This is a genomic window from Usitatibacter rugosus (assembly GCF_013003965.1).
Lineage (GTDB): Bacteria > Pseudomonadota > Gammaproteobacteria > Burkholderiales > Usitatibacteraceae > Usitatibacter > Usitatibacter rugosus.
The window spans coordinates 1,826,652-1,844,429 of the sequence record NZ_CP053069.1 but is presented as its reverse complement, the minus strand read 5'-3'; the positions used below and the strand labels follow the sequence as shown (position 1 = coordinate 1,844,429).

The window sequence follows — 17,778 nt, the reverse complement described above, 5'->3', positions numbered from 1 at the left end:
GTTCCGCGGCGTTCGAGGAGCTTGCATGGTTCGATAATTCGAGTATTATCGAATCATGATGAATGCCAAGACCGTCGTCGCCTCCCTCGCCGCCCTCGCCCAGGAATCGCGGCTCGCCATCTACCGCCAGCTCGTCGAGGCCGGTCCCACCGGGCTTTCCGTAGGAGAGATCGGCGCCCCCCTCAAGGTCTCGCCGGCCACCCTTTCCTTCCACCTGAAGGCGCTATCCCACGCCGGGCTCGTCCAGAGCCGGCAGGACGGGCGCTACCTCTACTACTCCGCGAACTTCGAGCGGATGAACGGCCTGCTCGGCTACCTCACCGAAAACTGCTGCGCCGCCGATGGCGTCGATTGCGCCCCGTCCGGCTGCGGCCCCCTCCGAACCACCAAGCGTCCCGCAAAGGAGCAACGATGAAGCGTTTCCATGTGCACGTGGCCGTGAACGACCTGCAAAAGGGCATCGGTTTTTATTCCACCCTGTTCGGCGCCGAGCCCACGGTGCTGAAGGACGACTACGCGAAATGGATGCTCGACGATCCGCGCGTGAACTTCGCGATCTCGAAGCGCGGCACCGAGCCGGGCATCAACCACCTCGGCTTCCAGGTCGACGAAGCCTCGGAGCTGGACGAGATCCGCGCCCGCCTCGAGTCGGCTTCGGCCCGCGTGAAGAACGAGGAGAACGTGTCGTGCTGCTACGCGCGCTCCGACAAGGCGTGGGTCACCGATCCGGCCGGCGTCGCGTGGGAAACCTTCCACAGCCTCGGGACCGTGCCTTTCTACGACGGCGAGAAGAAGGCGGAAGAAAAGCCCGCGCCCAAGGCGCGCTGCTGCGCGTGAGCGAGAAGCCCTGCGACGTGCTGTTCCTCTGCACGGGCAACTCGGCGCGCTCGATCATGGCCGAGGTGATGCTGAATGCCCTCGGCAAAGGCCGCTTCCGGGGACATTCGGCCGGCAGCCAGCCTAAAGGGCAAGTGCATCCGATGAGCCTGGAGACGATGCGCGCGCTGGGCTTCCCGACCTCGAACGTACGCAGCAAGAGCTGGGACGAGTTCGCGGTACCCGGTGCGCCACCGCTGGACTTCATCATCACGGTCTGCGACAACGCGGCCACGGAGGTGTGTCCCATCTGGCCGGGCAAGCCGACCAGCGCGCACTGGGGCGTGCCCGATCCGGCGGCCGTCGAGGGCACGGTCGAGGAACAGCGCGCGGCATTCCACGATGCGGCGCTGGCGCTGCGCCGGCGCATCGAACTGATGACGAGCCTGCCGCTCGCGAAGCTCGATCACCTGTCGTTGCAGTCGAAGCTCCACGACATCGGCACGCAGTGATGCCTTCGTTGGCACGGCGGTTGGCCGCGGAAGCGGTCGGCACCGCGTTCCTGCTGGCCATCGTCGTCGGCTCGGGAATCATGGCCGAGCGCCTCGCGGGCGGGAACGCCGCGCTCGCCCTGCTCGCGAATGCGCTCGCCACCGGCTTTGGCCTCGCGGCCCTGATTGCGTGCCTGGGCCCCGTGTCGGGCGCGCACTTCAACCCGGTGGTGACGCTCTCCCTGGCCGCACGCCACGAATTCGCCTGGAACGAGGTGCTGCCCTACGTCGCGGTGCAGGTCGCCGCGGCGGCGGCAGGCGTCGTGGCCGCGCACCTCATGTTCGACGAGCCCTTTGCGTTTTCGACGAAGCCCCGATCGGGACCGCACCAGCTCTGGAGCGAATTCGTCGCGACGTTCGGCCTGGTGCTGGTGGTGTGGGCGTGCGTGCGGCAACGGCTCGCCGCGGCGCCCGCGTGGATCTCGGCCTATATCGCGGCGGCCTATTGGTTCACCGCGTCCACGTCTTTTGCCAACCCGGCGGTGACGCTCGCGCGCTGCCTGACTGACACGTTCGCGGGCGTGAGGCCTAACGACGTTCCCGGATTCATCGTCGCGCAACTCTCGGGCGCGATCGCCGCCACAGCTGTTTCGAATCGCCTGTTTCCGGCCTATCCAACGCAAACAGACAAAATTGACTTATAAGTCAATTTGAGTCACGATGATCACGTGCACCCTGTCCTCCCGGCAATGCTCGACACGCTCTCCCATCACGCGCAAACGCGCGGCGTGGCGGGCCAGCAATGGGCCAAGCAGGCAGGCATTCGTCCGGAGACGCTCTCTCGCCTTGCCCAGCGCAGCGATTGCGACCTGCAGACCCTCGCCAACCTCGCCTCGGCGCTCGGTCTCGAGCTGGCGTTGCGCCCGAAGCGCGAGCGCGAGATGCCGACGACCTTTGGCCGTAAACACGAAGAGCAACTGCTGGATCTCTGCGCTTCGCGCGATCTCGACCTCGCCAAGTGGATGGCGGAGGGTCCCCGCTACTTCGTGGCCGGCCTGGCAACGCTGCTCTCGGGCCTGCCGGGTTTCGATGCCGAAGGATTGCTGCTCGTCGCCGAAGCCCTCCATCCCGGCATGACGGAACTGGCCGAGTACCAGCGCTGGCTCGATGCGAGTCCGCTCAAGCCCTCGCGCTTCCTCCCGATGCTGAAGGAACGCATCTCGCAGAGTGCCGTAGCGGCATGAAGATTCCCCGCTCCTTGCCTCAGGGCTACGTCGATGCGTTCGTGAAGATCGTCTCGCGGATCGCTGCGGGAATGCCCGATACCCTCAAGGAACCGGTAAGGATGTACATCGCAGGAGGGGCCGCGACCTTCATGTACACCGGTGTCCGCGTGAGCGCGGACATCGATGCGGCATTCTCCCGGCGCGTGGCACTGCCGACGGAGCTCGAGGTTGCCTATCGCGATCAGGATGGCACTTTGCGTACGCTCTACCTCGATCGCCAGTACAACGACGCCTTCGGCTTGCTGCACCAGGCTGCCCACGACGACTCAATCGCGCTCCAGGTCGACGGTGTGGACCCCGCGAAGTTCGAAGTGCGGCTACTCTCCCCGACGGATCTTGCCGTCTCGAAAATCGCGCGCTTCGCGGATCCTGACCAAGCCGACATCGCGCAGCTCGCCCGTATCGGCCTCATCGAGACCGAAAGTGTGCGAGCCCGGGCCCTCGAGTCGCTGCCCGATTTCGTGGGGAACGTCGCCGCGCTCAAGACCTCGATCGACCTCGCCTGCAAACTGATCGCGAAGAACGCCCCCCGCCCCGGGAAGCCCCGCGTGTGACGGGTGCCGCAGAAACAAAAACGCCAACCCGTTCAAAGGCTGGCGTTGTCAAAATTTGGCGGAGTACCTGTCCGCCCACTGGCCCTGCTAGCTGGTTAATTAGGTGGGACTAGCTAGCAATGACGCATACCTAACCCACGACCTACCCCACAAACATCCTGGCCGGATCTCTCCGCCGCTTGATACCGAGACCCCCCGGGGGTACAAAGCGGCAGGCGGGGGTGGGTGTTAAGGGAACCCGACGGCATCGCCCCCATTCCACTGCCACTGCCATGCAGGAGTACGTGTTGTTGAAGGCAGCAGAGCTCGCCCGATCGCGGGGATACAGCCACTTTGCGGTCTTGAATGCGCAAGGCGGCGCGATGCAGGGCATCTACACCGCACCGGGCACCTATGAGGGGACCACAACGGTTCAAGGACGTACCGCGACGACAAGTGGCCAGTACACGCCCGGAGTCTCCATCCCGATGCATTTCCCCAATCACGAGGCCATGATTCGCTTGAGTAATGGCGAAGCACCGGGGATGCTTTCGTTCAATGCGGACTCGGTGTACGCGAATTTGGCTCCCAAGCACAAGAAGTAGTCCTGGCGTGGATCTCGATTCGCAGCAAGGGAACGCTATTGACCGGTTGGCGCTACCCTACTCTCTCTACTCGTCCCGTCGCCCCCCCAATGGCCACGTTGTCGCCGGAAGTTCAGCAGCAGGTCACGGAAAGACTGCGCCGCTTAATCTCGAGCCAGACCGCTGAACTAGCGCAAGCGGCTGAGGCGCACCGCCGCCAAGGAAGCGCGACTGGCAATTCCGGTCGAACCTATGTCCTCATTCTTGAGGAATGCAAGCGAGTGGCGGGAGCGCGTGCCACCGCCACATGGCAGGAAGCCAAGGAGGTCCTAACTGTAGTCCGCATCCGGTACGCGCCATCTCTGGAGAGCCAATTACTCATCCTGCTGTCGAGTATCGTCTACTTCACAGACATAGAGGGCGTGTTGAAAGAACAGCTAAAGGGGCTTTCAAATCCACGGCTTGTGGAGCAGCAGTTGGGAATGCTTGAAGTCACGATTGCCGGAGCGAAAAGGCGGTTGGAGAGCGATGCCAAACTGTATGTTCTTGGCCTGCGCGCGGACGAACCGCAGACCGCCAGAGACAAACAGCAGAAATTTGGCATCCTCGATGCTCAACCGTTGCTCGCGGAGGATATTGCGACCACGCACGGACCGCTCGGGCGTGCGGTCCTCTATATCGACATAGACGACTTCAAGGCGGTCAACACCTCCCTCACAGAGGTGCGCGTTGATGCGCTAGTACTTCCTGTCATCCACCGCTTCTTGGCGGAAGTCGTCCGAAGTATCGGCCACGCCTACGCTGAGGGGGGCGACGAGATGACCATCTATCTACCAAACTGCACGCAGACCTTCGCCATTGAGGTCGGACACGCCGTGCGAAAGGGAATTTCAGAGCTCTCATTTGGCGCCGCAGCGGCCCATACCAAGGTCACCGTCTCTGTAGGAGTGGCCTATGCCGCCGCCAATTCGCCAAGTGAAAATCTGGTGCTTGAAGCTAACGAAGCAAAGCAGTTAGCAAAGGGTAAGGGGAAAAACCGCATCGAGCCTTGGGGCGGCAGTTGAGCTGGAGGCCGTGGTGATCGATCAGACCCAACCGGCGTCCGACGCTACTGAGGCACCCGCTGAAGCCGGCGATTCCCAACAGCTGTGCTCCAAGCGGCGCCTAAGATAGAGTCGTCAGAAATGGGTACAGAACGCGACGACTTTTCACCCAGGACCAAGCTCATCCTCTTCTAAGAGGGTCGCTGGGACCTGCTCGAATCCCGCGTGTCAGTCTGTCCACGGCCAGCCTTGCTTCGTCGCAGCGCCCTACAATCGATGAGGTTCACTCTTGAGGGATGTCTATGAGACTACTTGTCTCAAGTCTGATTGTGTTTGGAGTTGCGGTCTCCGGTGCAACCCATGCGCGATACAACAAGGGCGCGTCGCTCATTGAAAGTCTTCGCGAGTGGGAGCGCGCGGAACGATCAGACCCCACTGCAAACCTTGGCCGGGCAATGGCTTTCCCGCACTACGTTATGGGGGTAAGTGACGCCTTAGAAGGAATAGTGATTTGCACTCCTCAAGGCGTAACTGTTCGTCAAGCAAGCGCTATTGTGGCTAAGTACATCAATGACAACCCGCGTCTTTGGAACGAGCAAGCCCTAGGCCTCGTTTCCGTTCCATTGATGGACGCATTCCCTTGCAAGAAGTAGTCCAGGGGTGAAGCAGTCGTTGCCTCCTAATCCACGACTTCTTCGACGATCGAGTCACCGCTACGACCGACCAACTGTGTGAGTTCGTCCATGAGATCGATCCGTCGAGGCGCGCGACTATCGCTTGAACCGCCAATAGAGTCCAGCCGGCGACGGCACGGGTTCAAGAGAGAATCGTTCCTTTGCCCTCTTGCCGTCGCGCATCAGGTAGAAGATGTCTGACAGGGCTGAGCGATTTCCGCCAACGTATGAGTGACCAACAAGCGTCACATCCACATCCGAGGCATCCACGGTTTCAATACCACGCAGAACGACGATGCCATTTCTCGTGTCACCCGCCCGCGGCGTCCCGTGAACGACAGACGATGCCCACAGCGCGCGATCATCTGAAGAGGCGTAGAGAGTAATTGGTCGCATCTCGTTTGCGAGTACCGGGGCGATATCGCGGACAAACACCTGCGCGTCGATATCGGGGGCCGCCAGAATCAACTCGGTGACCTTGGATCGAAGCGCGGGATCGACTAGATAAATCTCCCTCAGAGCGCGAGTAAGCGCTCTGCTTCCCATGCTATGCGCGATTAGAAAGACTCGATCCGCACCGCTTGTACGCAAATATTCTTCGAGGAAACCACGTAGATTGGACTGAGACCATTCGACATTTGCCTCATCCACCGTGTATTTCAGAGCGGCGCTCTGCGACGGCCAACTGTAGAAAACAGCCGCACCTTTGAACTCGAGGTCGTAGGCTATCTGAGCCGTTCGGCGGGCAGCTTCCTCGAAGGAAACGTTGTAGCCGTGGATGAAGAGCAACGTGTCGCGCCTACTTGAGCTAGCAATGCGGCTACGCATCAGACTGAAGAACTCGTGGGCTGGAAGCGCGCGCGCGTTCTTTATGACGATGTCGTACTTTTCGTTCTCTTCAAATCGAAGCGGCCACCAAGAGGGGCGTTCGACTTGGCCAAGCGTGTGTGTAAGGGGAATCGACACCTCGCAGAGGCCGTATGTAATCTTGGCTCGCTCGACTCCGAAGGTGAGGCGATCGCCAGGAACCACATTGCGATCGGTGGCGAAAAGAACGCCCACGGTGCGGTCAGTACCCGCGATGGCAGACGTATCGTTTGAAACTTTGCCTTCAATCAATAGAGGCGAAAGATAGGAAGCCAGGTTCCCGGCGGGCGACGCTGCCGGACCGAAGCAAAAGCATTTGGCTCCAGGGGGGCGATCGGTGGGGCATTGGTTGATGTTGGTTGCGCAATTGCGAACCTCAACCGGACGATCTGGCTCATCTCCTGTGCGCATGAATGGTGGAAGGTTTTCGATGAATGCCGCCTCGCCAGACCTAGCGGCCCGAACTCTGGCTCGCCCCACCTGATCCGCCTCGGCGATTGCCGTCAGACGTTCGTCGGGACTCGGGCGTCGAAGGCCGTCCCCCACTAGGCAGCCGCTCACTCCGCTCGCGAGAATGAGGCCGAGCAACACCGCTTGGTCTGCGCGCATGCGCCACCGCCTCTCTCATTGTTGGTTGTAACTCTTATCCGAGGGACTCTGCGATTCGTCGTGCCAAATAGTCTGGTGAATATTCGGCATATTGCCTCCCAACAATTCAACTTCTTCGTCCGCCGGCGGAACTGCGGAATCCGCCGTTCAGAGGAAGTTAAGATTTTGTTGACGCGATCAAGCTGTGATGCCATCTACGCGGTGAGGAGGGCATCCATCTCGGAAGCGTCTCCCCCGCGCTAGCTGTGGCAAGGCGATATCACTCGGAGCCTGTTGCGGATCTAGCGCGTCAGCCTGAGAACCTCAAGAATCGCATCACTCACTGCTTTTGGTTGGTCGGTGTGGACGAGATGTCCCGATTGGCGAACAAGTCGGTTGCTTCCTCGAGTGGACAGAGCGGCGACGTCGTCGTGGAGTACGAACCACAGTCTGAAGTGAGGATCGTTCGGCGGTTCTTTTTCCGGACTGCCCAGCCCGCGAGTGTCGCTCGTGAGGACAATGATTGGAATGTCCCCCAGACTGCGCCGTGCGTCGCGCAACTGCTGGGCACTAGCGTGGAAGATTGCCTCTTCTTCACTCATCGTGGCCCGCTGATAGCCGACAGCTTCATAGGACTTCAGATGCGCGGCGTTGATCGCCTCGCTGAAGCGGGAATCAGGTTCTCCCACGCACTTGGAGTAAAGCTCCGTTCCGGGAGTGAACCCGGCGGGTGCGGCGGCGATGCACTCGCGACGCATCGCGAGAATTGGTTCGAGCTTCTTCTGATCGTTCTCAAGCTCTGTAGGTTGTTTGGGATTCAGCCTCAAGTACCTGAGGCGTTGATCCTCATGCGACGGATCTACGAAGACCATGCCAGCGACTTCGGACGGATGCTGGTAGGCGAACAGCTTGATGTTCATCCCGCCATAGGAATGCCCCACGAGTATGTAGGGAGGCGGTACTCCCGCTGCGGCAAGAAGGCGACGCAAGTCATCAACGATGTTCGCGCTCGAGCTCGGGCGCCTCGGTCCGTCACTGAAGCCAACGCCGGCGCGATCATAGGAACAAGCTCTCGTCTTCGCCGCAATCACCGGCTGCACCAGACCCCACTCGCTCGTCTCCGCTGTCTGTCCCGCATCGAACATCACGGTCGGAGAGCCCGACCCAGTGCAATAGAGGTTGAGTCGGCGGCCAGGCTCTATCTCTACGAGTTGTTGAGGGCGCGTGTAGACCGGATCAACAATCGCGGGTGCCGAAGGGCCCGTTCCTCCTGGGCTAGTCGCACAACCACCAATGGCGAGAGCCAGTGAAACTGCGCTCAACTGGATCTTCATTTCCGCCCCCTTGGTTTGGCATGGGAACAACCTTGCTCTAAGGCACGCGCAATGCGGAGCATATCCACAAATTGTTGAGAGTGAATTTGCATGGACGCAAAGCAGCTACCATTCTCGACATGCCAATCCGCGTCTATCGAATGAGAGACGAGTCTCACTGGGCTGGGCTCCGCTGCAGTTCTTGTCGCAATTCGGACGCGAGTGTGCCCACGCTCAGGTCGCGGCGCTCTGAGCCGTCGTTGCGGTTGGAGCGGCGCCGTCCGCCGGCGGGAAGGCAAGGATGTATCGATAGAGTTGGGTGTATCGCCATGCAAGCTTAGTGTTCGACGTCTCGCGGAACCGCTCTAATTCTTCATGCACAAAGGTCCGAGCACGATCATAGAGACCACCAGCCCAATCGGCGCCAACTGAGTCGGCGAAGGACTGTCCAAGGTAGTGAACGATCGCGGTTCCGTCCTCATCCCGTATGAGCATGCTCAGGCAAAGCTGGGCGAGCGCACGATCATTGCGCGCGAAGACGCTCTTGTCCTCGTTGCTTGCGTGCGCCCTTAAGTAATTCATGGCATGTGGGCCAACGACAATTCTCGGATATCCGGCGACCTCGCTTTCGAGCTCGTATGCGCGTGCCACCACTGCGCCTGTCAGCTCACCATCGTGAAGCTCGACTCCCCAAGAGACCTCCAACGACCCACGAATGGGACGCTTCGAAGCCAAGCCGAACATGATTAGGGCGCCTGAAAGCGCGATGAGATCAAAGACCTCGTTCACGTGACACTTGATTTTTTCGTTGCCTAGGCTGGCAAAGAGCAGGAGCCCATCGGACCACCGTTGCGTGCGAACGTCCGTAGGGAACATTAGATCCCATTCGGCCTGTTGGGCCGATGGCAACGATGCCCGCAACGGTGAATCCAAAGATCTCTGTAAATCGTGCGCCGTCTGGAGCATGACCGACGCTCGATCCTGGAGTACGTAGAGGGCTCCAACGGTCTTCCGAACTGTGGCGATGAAATTCGCCTCGTCTTCTGGGGTAGCGAATTTCGGGACCAGGCTCTCTTTCGCGAGTGCGTCGCGTTGGCCCAGAAGGTCGATGAAGCATGCGCAGTAGTTGTGGATCTGAATCGGACCTAGATCGTCAGCCTTTGTGGCTGCTCCGCTTGTCGCCATCATCACTCCTCACGCACGTCGATAACGCGATGACCTTGGGCAATCGCCAAGGCGCCAGCCTCCACGAGCATCCTAGCTCGAAGAGCTAGGGCGCTATGGGCCGACCGTGCGTCCGGTGCATTCGGGCTTGGAGGTGGACGTCCATCGCGGAATCCTCCACCGCCCCTCCCCAACGCGCAAGACAGTACTCTCTGAAGATTCTTTCGATTTCAGTGATTGTGGATATCAGGCGATTCACCACCGATAGAGAGGCGAGATACCCACACTCACGGGCGACTTGCAGCAACTGGCGCAGCAGCCGCTACGATTCCGCCCATGCCGATTCGCGTCTACAGGATGAGAGATCGAGGAAGGAAGCCGATCGCGAGAGGGCCCATCGGGGGTGAGGGGCACACCGGGACTATAGGGATACAGACTCAACCGGGCGGGTACGAGAGCATCACTGCAGCCACTCTCCGCAAATCGGGGCCGGAAAATGCCCACATAGTTCCACCGCTTTACGAGCCGGTTCTAGCTGCGCTCACCGACCGCGGCATGATGCTGCGGGGATTTGAATCGATCGACGGCGCAGCCTACGTGCAGGAGTGGCATTGCGTATTCGAGTGAGAGTCCCAAGGAAGCTCGGCCATCGAGACCTCCGCGTGGAGTTCGACGCGGACGAGGTGAACATCAGAGCGTGGTTGCTTTGGGCAGCAATTCCGATCGGTCACGCCAACGTGGGCGTCGAGGACGGACGCGCGCGGCTTTTCGACATCGTACTCGTGGAGGACGGGATCCATCCGTTCCGGCCAGCGCGTTTCCTTGGAGTGCGTGTTGACTATCGCGGTCGCGGCGCGGGCGCCTACCTACTAGATCAGGTCGTTCTGGAGCTGCGGCGGAGGGGGATCGTCGAACTTTGGGGAGAGATGCAGCGTGCACAAGGGACGCTGCCCGGGTGGTACCGACGAACGGGCTTCGACGTGAACGAAAGCACTGGGCTCATTCGGAAACGGATCTGAGGCCCCGGCGAAGAATTACGCCTTCTCAGACTTTGGCGCGGGCTCCGTGGCCAAAACCCCGCTCGGGTTAACCGAGAAAAGACCAGGCTTCGCAAAGATCACGCTCGGGATGAACATCGGACCGTGGACCGACCGCGCCGTGATGGTTGCTACAGTCTCACGCGCAACTGACATCAACGCTGAACCCCCGTGAAGCGCGACGAACTGCTCCAGATTAACTTCAGGGGCTACCAACACAACCTCGAACAGCCCCTCGGCGATCACCCTAAAATTATAGGGCGTCAGCTTCTGCCGCTCCCCTTGATCGCCAAGTTCAAGCGTTAGCTTCCCAACGAAGACTGGGTTGCCCGCTTGCTCGATCCTGCCGAAGGCGGTCTCTATGCCCATCGAGATGCCTTCCGGGAGCAAAAGCGCAGCACCCGGCTGCGCTGCCTCAAACAGCGGATTAGCGGTGACGTGCACCTCATTAACCCGCGTATGCCTTGTCTGAACCGCGTTCAGGCCGATTTGAACGATGCCCTGAACAAGTTTGGTCTCAGCCACTTACAACATCTCCTAGCTTGTTGGAATGATTCTCGAGTGCTCGAGCATGATCCCCCTTCATCGCCGAGCGCGAGACCACTAAACACCCCGCCGCAATGGCGCCCCCACCCGTGATTCGTTCGGGGTACATGCCACCGCCGGTTCGTAGGAGTCGGGCCTTTGTCCAACTCTTATGGCTATCCATCAACACGAACGCAGTTGTCGAGTCACTCACCACATGCGTGCTCGCGCCGGCAACTCGTGATTCGTACTTGGTCACCAGTCGCTCAAAGAGTTTCGCGAGGGCCTTCCTGGGATCATCAGTAATGCCGGCCCCGGCCTCACCCCATTGCAGTGAACTCTCGTCTCGCGGGAGAACGGAGGTGACCAACTCCTCAATCCGCCGAAAAGACTTGCCCTGAGGGTCAAGCTTGACTCGACTGTTGAGGATCTCCACTTGGGCTTGGATGTGGCTCAGCATGTGCTGCAGATGGCCAGGGTCCACGTTGGGGAACATGGCAAGAACTCGTGGGAACGTCACGGCACACATGGCGCCGACAAATCGGGCCGATGCCGAATGGACGACCACGCCCACATTTACGAACTCCCTCGTGGTCATGTCGTGAACGTATCGAAGAGGTACGTAGGTGTACTGGATCTCGCTCATGCCAACACCCTCCTTACTTCGGTGATTACCGCTGGGGCATTTGCAACCAGCGCCTTAATGTAGTCAGCCATTTCCTGCGCCTCCTCGTAAAAGTCGGCACGCCACTCATCCGGCAGCGCCGCAACGTATGCGTCGCACTGCTGCGGAGTCACGCCCCCTAGCGCCGTGCTTAAGCGAGTGAAGCTGAGGTTCTTCCCGCGAATCCTAGAATAGAAGAGGTGCGGGACACCCGCCTTCCACGTCTCCAGTGCCCCGACGTTCCATGGCTCCTGCCAGAAGAGCGTGCCAAAGAAGAACGTAAGTTCGTGGTCCAGAAGGACCATCCGCTTACCGTCACATAGGCAATTGGGGTTCTCAAGGCGCCTGTCGGTATTGTCCAAGGCGACATCGAAAGCAAAGGCGTCGCCAGCCTGGGCAATCAAGGCATCAGAGAACGGCGTGTCCGTAGAAATCGCATTCATTCCGACCAGCAATTCAGTCCCGAAGGTTACCGGCATGGCCTTCATGAAGTCTTCGGCCGCTTCCGGCTCCACTATAGAGCTTACGAACGCTTCGCTGATTCGAATCGCAAATGGCGTAGGGACGCCCATTCCAAGATCCCGAGCGAGCATCGCTGCCATGGCCTCGGCCAGAATCCCGGGCCAGCCCCGCTCCATCCTGTGAGCAAATTTCACCACAACGTCGTGCTCAGAGCCATCTTCAGCCGTAGCTGAAATCAAGATGGGTCTAGTCTTCCCCACCTTCAACCTACCGTCATAGCGAGTCGCCCGCAGAACGGGGAGCATGTGTGGGGTGCGCGTCTGGAATTGAGGGCGGTTTTGTGGGTTGCCGCTGCCACTATCGACAATTGTTCTTTATAAACATATCAATAGGGCAAGGATCTGGCGGAGAGGGTGGGATTCGAACCCACGTTACGTTGCCGTAAACCAGATTTCGAGTCTGGCGCGATCGACCACTCTGCCACCTCTCCGGTGACACGCGAAAACAGCCCGCAATTATAGCTGATCGGACACGTCTGACACAGCTTTAGGCATCGGCTGAGGCGGGGGCGCAGCCCTCCCGGGCCATATTTGCACTCATGGACAGGCACACTCAGGCGGGAATCGTTTGCCAGCCCGGCACAAATTGCCGGTCGGTGGGCCGCGCGTCGCGCGCGTCGATGGTCGTCGACGGGGAAAACTACTTCGAGGCCGCGGCGGCGGCCATGGAGAAGGCCGAGCGATCCATCCTTCTCCTAGCGTGGGACTTCGACAGTCGCACTTTCCTCGAGTACGACGAGAGCGGCAAAGGCTCCAAGCCGATCGGGGAGTTCCTGAACCAGCTTGCACGCAAGCGCCGGCGCCTTCGCATCCGCATCCTCGACTGGGATTACCCGATGGTGTTCGGCACCGACCGGGAATTCCCGCCGACCTACGGCCTGAGCTGGAAGCCGCATCGTCACGTCCAGTTCCGCTACGACGACACCCACCCCTTCGCGGGCTCGCACCACCAGAAGATCCTGGTGATCGACGACAAGATCGCGTTCGTCGGCGGCCTGGACATCACCTCGAAGCGCTGGGACACGCACGACCACAAGCCCAAGGATTCCCGCCGCTGCTGCGACGGCAACGGCTACCCGCCCTTCCATGACGTGATGATGCTGGTCGACGGCGAGGCCGCTTCGGCCGTGGCACGCGTGGCCCGGCAGCGTTGGCGCTTCGCGACCGGCGAGACGATCCGCACCTTCCCCACCACGCAGGATCCGTGGCCGGAGCACATCGAGCCGCAGTTCACCGACGTGAACGTGGGCGTTGCCTGCACGTATCCGGAACAGGAAGGCGAGAAGGAAATCCGCGACGTCGAGAAGCTCTACCTCGACATGATCGCCAAGGCCAAGGACTACATCTACCTCGAGAACCAGTACTTCACGTCGGAGGCGATCGGCAAGGCGCTGGGCGCACGGCTCGACGAGCCCGACGGCCCCGAGATCGTGCTCGTGACCCGCAAGCTCTCGCACGGCTGGCTCGAGGAAGTGACGATGCACCTGCTGCGCACGCACATCGTGAAAGACCTGCGCCAGCGCGACAAGCACGGCCGCTTCCACGCCTTCTATCCGGACATTTGCGGCCTCGAGGAAGGCACGTGCGTGGACCTGCACTCGAAGGTGATGATCGCCGACGACGAATGGCTGCGGGTGGGATCGGCGAACCTCTCCAACCGTTCCATGGGCCTCGATACCGAGTGCGACCTCGTGATCCACGCCGAGGGACGCGACGATGTCCGCAAGGCCATCCGCACCGCGCGCGACACGCTGCTCGCCGAGCATTGCGACAGCGACATCGAGACCGTGGAGCGCGAGCTCGAGCAGCGCGGCTCCATCGCGGCCGTGGTGGAAGCGCTCTCCAGCGACCAGCGCGGCATGCGCCGCCTCGAGGACAAGGAAGTCTCGGAGGGCGTCTCGCAGGCGATCGCGAGCTTCGCCGACCCCGAGAAGCCGATCTCGCTCGACAAGCTGGTCGGAGAATTCGCGCCGCGGGATACGAAAGCCGTGAGCCGGAAGATCATCCCCATCGCGGGCGTGATCCTCGCCGTGGTCGCGCTCACGCTGGCGTGGCGCTACACGCCGCTGAAGGACATCGTGACGCCGCAGTCCGTCGCAGACTGGGCCGACCGGGCCTCGGACTACTGGTGGATGGCGCCGCTCATCTTCATTGCGTACACGCCGGCCAGCTTCGTGATGTTCCCGCGGCCGCTCATTACGCTCGCCTCCGTCGTGGCCTTCGGTGCCAAGGTCGGGGCGCTGCTTTCGATCTCCGGCATCCTCTTCGCGGCGATGGTCGGGTACTTCCTCGGCCGCGCGTTCGATCGCGACCGGGTGCATCGCTTCGTCGGGCCGCGGATGGAGCGCGTCACACACTTCCTGCAGCGCCGCGGCCTCGTGGCGATGACCCTCGTCCGCCTGGTGCCCATCGCGCCCTTTCAAGTCGTCAGCATCATCGCGGGCGCGATCCGCGTGAAGGCACGTGATTTCCTGATAGGCACCGCGGCAGGCATGTTGCCGGGCCTCATTGCGACCGCGGTGCTGGGCGACCAGGTGCTGGACGCGCTGCGCAACGGTGCGCATCCGAACTACTGGATCGTGGGCGCGGCGATCGCGGTCTTCGCGGGCATCGCCTTCGCGGGCCAACGGTGGCTGCTGCGCGAGAAAGCGCGGCGGCCCGCTTGATCCGCATCGCTTCGTACAACGTGCACGGCGCCGTCGGGCGCGACCGGCAGCACGCACCGGAGCGCATCCGCGACGTGATCCGCGAGATCGATCCGGACATCATCGCGCTGCAGGAAGTGGAGTCGGGCCGCAACGGCGTGGACATGTTCGATTGGCTCGCCGGGGAGACGGGGCTCACGCCCATCGCGGGCAAGACGCTGATGCAGGCGAGCCGCCACTACGGGAACCTCATGCTCTCGCGCTGGCCCGCCACGTCGTTCCAGTTGCTGGACCTCACGTGGTCGCGCCGCGAGCCGCGCGGGGCGATCGCGGCCAACATTCCCTATAACGGTCATCGCCTGCACGTCGTCGCGACGCACCTCGGATTGCGGCCGGCCGAACGGCGGGCGCAGGTGGAGCGGCTCCTGACGCTCTTCACCGAGACCAAGCTCGACCACGAGATCCTGCTCGGCGATCTCAATGAGTGGTACCTGTGGGGTCGTCCGCTGATGCGCCTGCGCAAGTACTTCGACGAGCTGCCCGCCCCGCCGACGTTCCCTGCGGGCCGGCCCGTGTTCGCGCTCGACCGCATCTACGCGAGCCCGAAGGGCATCCTCAAGAAGCTCGCCGTTCACCGCAGCGCCCTCGCCCGCCAGGCTTCCGACCACCTGCCGATCGTCGCCACGCTCGACCTCGGATGAGCATCGACTGGCTCGATGCGATCCAATGGCCGGCGATGGTCGCGACGATCGCCGCCGCGTGGCTGGTCGGCTCCAACGACAAGCGCCGCCGCAACGTGGGCTTCTGGACCTTCCTGGGCAGCAACGTGCTGTGGGTCGTGTGGGGCTTCTACGCGGGCGCGATCGCGCTCGTGGTGCTGCAGTTCGCGCTCGCCGCGATGAACATCCGCGGCACGGCGAAGACGAGCTAGGGCCGCGTCGAGTAGCCGGCGATGTTGGGCGGCGGGCCGCGGTGAAACGTGAAGTAGCTCCAGTCGCCGGTGCGAGCCGCGTTGGCGAGCGCGACGTTGTAAGCACCGATGAGCTGCGAGGTCGCCGGCGAGCTCCCGTAGAAGAAGACGTACTCGCGGTAGTCCGTCGCGCCGCACTGGCCCTGCATTGCGCACGCTTGCAGCAGCTGCCGCGAATCCGGACCACAGGGATAGCCATAGTCGCAGGCCGCGAGCGTGGCCGCGTTGTAGAGAGCGTTGGCATTGATCGGCAGCTCGTCAGCGCCAACCCGGAGGCTCAGGTTCTGCATCGGGAAGCCGAACGTGGAGACTGCAGCCTGCATCGCATACGGATCGCCTGAAGCGAAACTCTGCTTCAACGTATCGACCTGCGTGTCCGTGATGGTCGGCATCTTCGTGGGATCGAATCGGTACTTGCCGTCGGGACCTTGCCCTTGGCGCATGAGGTCGCGCCGAACCTGGCCGGCCCTCGCCTTGGGATCGCCACCGGCGGCGCCCAGCTCGTAGAGCTTGTCGATCTCCGCGTCGGTTACTTCCACGTCGCCCACGCCCGAGCAAAGGTCGCTGTTGATCTGCTCGAAGGCAGCGAGGCGCTTCTCGCGATCCGGATCCTTGGGCGAGAGCGACGCGGCAAAGCGCGCCTTTGCATCATCGCCGCCGAGCGCCCAGCGCGGACCTTCGCGCGGCCGCTCCTTGCTCTTCGCACAGCGCTCGAGCATCTGCGCCAGCATCCACTGCTCTTCCGGCGTGCGCGTGGTCGAGGCATTGATGCGCTGGTAAAGCGCGCCGTACGACTTGGCGTTCGCGTATTCCTGCAGCGTGGGGCTCAGCACTCGCTTGGGCGCTTGCTTCGCGCCGGTGCCCGGGGCGATCGAAAGCACGGCATCCGTCGAGAGCTTGCCGTTGCGGCCCGAAACGCTCCCGGGGCTCGATGCCCCAGAAGACGCAGCGTCGGGGCGGTTGCCGGCAGCGCCGCCCCGATAGATGACGACACCCAGGGCGATCGCCGCGGCCACGACGACGACCGCGATGATGAGCCCGCTCTTGCGGGAGGCCGGCGAGCCCACGGCCGTCAGGCTTTCAGCAGTTCCACGTCGAACACCAGCGTGGCGTTCGGAGGAATCACACCGCCCGCGCCGCGCGCGCCATAGCCCATCTCAGGCGGAATGATGAGGGTCCGCTTGCCGCCGACCTTCATGCCCTTCACGCCTTCGTCCCAACCCCGGATCACCTGCCCGCCGCCGAGGTGGAAGCCGAACGGCTGGCCGCGATCCACGGAGCTGTCGAACTTGCTGCCCTTGCCGTCGGGCTTCGACGGATCGTGCAGCCATCCCGTGTAGTGAACGGAAATAGGACCGGAGCTGGCTTCGGCGCCGGTGCCCACGGTGGTGTCGGTCTTGATCAGGTCTGCCATCTCAAACTCCCGGAACGTGATTTTTCACGCGCCATGATACGCGCGGAACGCGCGGCGCCGCGGCTACAATGGATTCGGCATGTGGCCCTTCAATAGCTCTCGCAAGCGGAGGCAAGATCGCACCTTCAATGCGGCGGTGCTCGTCATGCTCGGGGCGCACTACGACGAGCGGTTGACCGATGTCGAGAAGCAGCGCGTGGAAGCCGAGATCGCCCGGATGCTGACTGGCCTCGGAAGCGACTTCCGCGGCCCGATCGCAACGAACTGGGCGGTCGATGCGGCCTTTCGTGCCGCGGCAATGGCAACGGTCGGTATCAAGCTCATGGGCGACCTCGCGTGGTCGAAGTTGATGGAGCCCTGGCCGGAGGACGACATTCCGGAGTCCTCCCTCTGGACCAACGGCCAGAGTGCGGTGGACATTCGTTTCCTGAGTGGCTTTCGTCCCATGGACCCGGCGACCGAGGAGGCCAAGCGATACCTGAGATCGTTGGGCCTCGAGATCCCCGAGATCGGCCCGTGGTCGCTGCCGCGAACGGACGGCCTCGGGACGATCGGGCCGGGCGAAGCCCCGAAGGCGCGTTCCAAACCGAACAGCTAGGCAACCTTTCACATATCTTGCGCGGGCGGGTTATGCTTGAGTTTC

The 17,778-nt window shown here is 62.0% G+C and carries 22 protein-coding genes and 1 tRNA gene; 14 read left to right on the top strand and 9 right to left on the bottom strand.

Features of this window, described 5'->3' with window-relative positions:
- The first annotated feature begins 58 nt into the window (after nucleotides 1-58).
- The 9 genes from DSM104443_RS09105 to DSM104443_RS22165 all read left to right on the top strand — a co-directional run bounded on the left by DSM104443_RS09105 (nucleotide 59) and on the right by DSM104443_RS22165 (nucleotide 5,406).
- Nucleotides 59-415, top strand: coding sequence for an ArsR/SmtB family transcription factor (locus tag DSM104443_RS09105; protein ID WP_171096342.1), 357 nt, complete (start codon nucleotides 59-61; stop codon nucleotides 413-415).
- Complete coding sequence (locus DSM104443_RS21770) at nucleotides 412-837, top strand: ArsI/CadI family heavy metal resistance metalloenzyme (protein WP_212757060.1); 426 nt, start codon at nucleotides 412-414, stop codon at nucleotides 835-837. The genes DSM104443_RS09105 and DSM104443_RS21770 overlap by 4 nt, the downstream gene beginning before the upstream one ends.
- Entirely contained in the window at nucleotides 834-1,328 is a 495-nt protein-coding gene (locus DSM104443_RS21765; protein ID WP_212757058.1) for an arsenate reductase ArsC, read from the top strand. Before DSM104443_RS21770 ends, DSM104443_RS21765 begins: the two co-directional genes overlap by 4 nt.
- A 20-nt stretch (nucleotides 1,329-1,348) precedes the next feature.
- Nucleotides 1,349-2,011: an aquaporin gene (locus DSM104443_RS09095; protein WP_212757056.1), complete on the top strand. Its 663-nt coding sequence runs from the start codon at nucleotides 1,349-1,351 to the stop codon at nucleotides 2,009-2,011.
- A 24-nt stretch (nucleotides 2,012-2,035) separates the two neighbouring features.
- Nucleotides 2,036-2,551, top strand: a complete 516-nt coding sequence (locus tag DSM104443_RS09090) for a hypothetical protein (protein ID WP_171091473.1) — start codon at nucleotides 2,036-2,038, stop codon at nucleotides 2,549-2,551.
- On the top strand, nucleotides 2,548-3,147 hold the full coding sequence (locus tag DSM104443_RS09085; RefSeq protein ID WP_171091471.1) for a DUF6036 family nucleotidyltransferase: 600 nt from the start codon (nucleotides 2,548-2,550) through the stop codon (nucleotides 3,145-3,147). Before DSM104443_RS09090 ends, DSM104443_RS09085 begins: the two co-directional genes overlap by 4 nt.
- A gap of 272 nt (nucleotides 3,148-3,419) precedes the next feature.
- Nucleotides 3,420-3,731 (top strand): hypothetical protein, encoded by a 312-nt coding sequence (locus tag DSM104443_RS09080; RefSeq protein ID WP_171091469.1) that lies wholly within the window; start codon nucleotides 3,420-3,422, stop codon nucleotides 3,729-3,731.
- Between the two features lie 89 nt (nucleotides 3,732-3,820).
- Nucleotides 3,821-4,774: a diguanylate cyclase domain-containing protein gene (locus tag DSM104443_RS09075; protein WP_171091467.1), complete on the top strand. Its 954-nt coding sequence runs from the start codon at nucleotides 3,821-3,823 to the stop codon at nucleotides 4,772-4,774.
- A gap of 275 nt (nucleotides 4,775-5,049) precedes the next feature.
- Nucleotides 5,050-5,406: a Rap1a/Tai family immunity protein gene (locus DSM104443_RS22165; RefSeq protein WP_425509623.1), complete on the top strand. Its 357-nt coding sequence runs from the start codon at nucleotides 5,050-5,052 to the stop codon at nucleotides 5,404-5,406.
- A gap of 117 nt (nucleotides 5,407-5,523) precedes the next feature.
- Here DSM104443_RS22165 and DSM104443_RS09065 read toward each other — a convergent pair whose 3' ends face one another.
- The 3 genes from DSM104443_RS09065 to DSM104443_RS09055 form a co-directional block, all read right to left on the bottom strand.
- Nucleotides 5,524-6,903, bottom strand: coding sequence for an alpha/beta hydrolase (locus DSM104443_RS09065; RefSeq protein ID WP_171091458.1), 1,380 nt, complete (start codon nucleotides 6,901-6,903; stop codon nucleotides 5,524-5,526).
- 281 nt (nucleotides 6,904-7,184) lie between these two features.
- Nucleotides 7,185-8,027: an alpha/beta hydrolase gene (locus DSM104443_RS09060; RefSeq protein ID WP_246232909.1), complete on the bottom strand. Its 843-nt coding sequence runs from the start codon at nucleotides 8,025-8,027 to the stop codon at nucleotides 7,185-7,187.
- Nucleotides 8,028-8,429: 402 nt separating this feature from the next.
- A complete protein-coding gene (locus DSM104443_RS09055) occupies nucleotides 8,430-9,383 on the bottom strand; it encodes a hypothetical protein (RefSeq protein WP_171091454.1) in 954 nt (317 codons plus the stop codon).
- A gap of 638 nt (nucleotides 9,384-10,021) precedes the next feature.
- Between DSM104443_RS09055 and DSM104443_RS09050 the strand changes: the two genes are divergently transcribed.
- Complete coding sequence (locus tag DSM104443_RS09050) at nucleotides 10,022-10,378, top strand: GNAT family N-acetyltransferase (RefSeq protein WP_171091451.1); 357 nt, start codon at nucleotides 10,022-10,024, stop codon at nucleotides 10,376-10,378.
- 15 nt (nucleotides 10,379-10,393) lie between these two features.
- Here DSM104443_RS09050 and DSM104443_RS09045 read toward each other — a convergent pair whose 3' ends face one another.
- From DSM104443_RS09045 to DSM104443_RS09030, 4 genes are all read right to left on the bottom strand, one after another.
- Complete coding sequence (locus DSM104443_RS09045; RefSeq protein ID WP_171091449.1) at nucleotides 10,394-10,921, bottom strand: hypothetical protein; 528 nt, start codon at nucleotides 10,919-10,921, stop codon at nucleotides 10,394-10,396.
- Nucleotides 10,914-11,567, bottom strand: coding sequence for a DUF3037 domain-containing protein (locus tag DSM104443_RS09040; RefSeq protein ID WP_171091447.1), 654 nt, complete (start codon nucleotides 11,565-11,567; stop codon nucleotides 10,914-10,916). Before DSM104443_RS09040 ends, DSM104443_RS09045 begins: the two co-directional genes overlap by 8 nt.
- Nucleotides 11,564-12,352 carry a HipA family kinase gene (locus DSM104443_RS09035; protein WP_343034670.1) on the bottom strand — a complete coding sequence of 263 codons (789 nt, stop codon included), beginning with the start codon at nucleotides 12,350-12,352 and terminating at the stop codon, nucleotides 11,564-11,566. Before DSM104443_RS09035 ends, DSM104443_RS09040 begins: the two co-directional genes overlap by 4 nt.
- 97 nt (nucleotides 12,353-12,449) lie before the next feature.
- A tRNA-Ser gene (locus DSM104443_RS09030) sits at nucleotides 12,450-12,537 on the bottom strand.
- Nucleotides 12,538-12,702: 165 nt separating this feature from the next.
- On the opposite strand from DSM104443_RS09030, the gene DSM104443_RS09025 reads away from it, so the two are divergent.
- The 3 genes from DSM104443_RS09025 to DSM104443_RS09015 are packed head-to-tail and all read left to right on the top strand — an operon-like array spanning nucleotide 12,703 to nucleotide 15,682.
- Complete coding sequence (locus DSM104443_RS09025; protein ID WP_171091443.1) at nucleotides 12,703-14,772, top strand: VTT domain-containing protein; 2,070 nt, start codon at nucleotides 12,703-12,705, stop codon at nucleotides 14,770-14,772.
- Nucleotides 14,769-15,452, top strand: a complete 684-nt coding sequence (locus DSM104443_RS09020; protein WP_171091441.1) for an endonuclease/exonuclease/phosphatase family protein — start codon at nucleotides 14,769-14,771, stop codon at nucleotides 15,450-15,452. Before DSM104443_RS09025 ends, DSM104443_RS09020 begins: the two co-directional genes overlap by 4 nt.
- On the top strand, nucleotides 15,449-15,682 hold the full coding sequence (locus tag DSM104443_RS09015) for a hypothetical protein (protein ID WP_246232742.1): 234 nt from the start codon (nucleotides 15,449-15,451) through the stop codon (nucleotides 15,680-15,682). Before DSM104443_RS09020 ends, DSM104443_RS09015 begins: the two co-directional genes overlap by 4 nt.
- On the opposite strand, the gene DSM104443_RS09010 is transcribed toward DSM104443_RS09015, so the two are convergent.
- Both DSM104443_RS09010 and DSM104443_RS09005 read right to left on the bottom strand, forming a co-directional pair.
- The gene (locus DSM104443_RS09010) at nucleotides 15,679-16,788 is read right to left on the bottom strand and encodes a hypothetical protein (RefSeq protein WP_171091439.1); all 1,110 of its coding nucleotides are present in this window, start codon (nucleotides 16,786-16,788) and stop codon (nucleotides 15,679-15,681) included. The genes DSM104443_RS09015 and DSM104443_RS09010 overlap by 4 nt on opposite strands.
- 5 nt (nucleotides 16,789-16,793) lie before the next feature.
- Complete coding sequence (locus tag DSM104443_RS09005; protein WP_171091437.1) at nucleotides 16,794-17,135, bottom strand: FKBP-type peptidyl-prolyl cis-trans isomerase; 342 nt, start codon at nucleotides 17,133-17,135, stop codon at nucleotides 16,794-16,796.
- A gap of 136 nt (nucleotides 17,136-17,271) precedes the next feature.
- On the opposite strand from DSM104443_RS09005, the gene DSM104443_RS09000 reads away from it, so the two are divergent.
- Nucleotides 17,272-17,733, top strand: a complete 462-nt coding sequence (locus tag DSM104443_RS09000; protein ID WP_171091436.1) for a hypothetical protein — start codon at nucleotides 17,272-17,274, stop codon at nucleotides 17,731-17,733.
- The last annotated feature ends 45 nt before the right edge of the window (nucleotides 17,734-17,778 follow it).

Coding starts and splice junctions, on each gene's coding strand:
- DSM104443_RS09055 (WP_171091454.1), bottom strand. CDS start 9,383: ATGATGGCGACAAGCGGAGCAGCCACAAAGGCTGACGATCTAGGTCCG.
- DSM104443_RS09105 (WP_171096342.1), top strand. CDS start 59: ATGAATGCCAAGACCGTCGTCGCCTCCCTCGCCGCCCTCGCCCAGGAA.
- DSM104443_RS22165 (WP_425509623.1), top strand. CDS start 5,050: ATGTCTATGAGACTACTTGTCTCAAGTCTGATTGTGTTTGGAGTTGCG.
- DSM104443_RS09040 (WP_171091447.1), bottom strand. CDS start 11,567: ATGAGCGAGATCCAGTACACCTACGTACCTCTTCGATACGTTCACGAC.
- DSM104443_RS09035 (WP_343034670.1), bottom strand. CDS start 12,352: ATGCTCCCCGTTCTGCGGGCGACTCGCTATGACGGTAGGTTGAAGGTG.
- DSM104443_RS09065 (WP_171091458.1), bottom strand. CDS start 6,903: ATGCGCGCAGACCAAGCGGTGTTGCTCGGCCTCATTCTCGCGAGCGGA.
- DSM104443_RS09080 (WP_171091469.1), top strand. CDS start 3,420: ATGCAGGAGTACGTGTTGTTGAAGGCAGCAGAGCTCGCCCGATCGCGG.
- DSM104443_RS21770 (WP_212757060.1), top strand. CDS start 412: ATGAAGCGTTTCCATGTGCACGTGGCCGTGAACGACCTGCAAAAGGGC.
- DSM104443_RS09005 (WP_171091437.1), bottom strand. CDS start 17,135: ATGGCAGACCTGATCAAGACCGACACCACCGTGGGCACCGGCGCCGAA.
- DSM104443_RS09015 (WP_246232742.1), top strand. CDS start 15,449: ATGAGCATCGACTGGCTCGATGCGATCCAATGGCCGGCGATGGTCGCG.
- DSM104443_RS09060 (WP_246232909.1), bottom strand. CDS start 8,027: ATGTTCGATGCGGGACAGACAGCGGAGACGAGCGAGTGGGGTCTGGTG.
- DSM104443_RS09085 (WP_171091471.1), top strand. CDS start 2,548: ATGAAGATTCCCCGCTCCTTGCCTCAGGGCTACGTCGATGCGTTCGTG.
- DSM104443_RS09075 (WP_171091467.1), top strand. CDS start 3,821: ATGGCCACGTTGTCGCCGGAAGTTCAGCAGCAGGTCACGGAAAGACTG.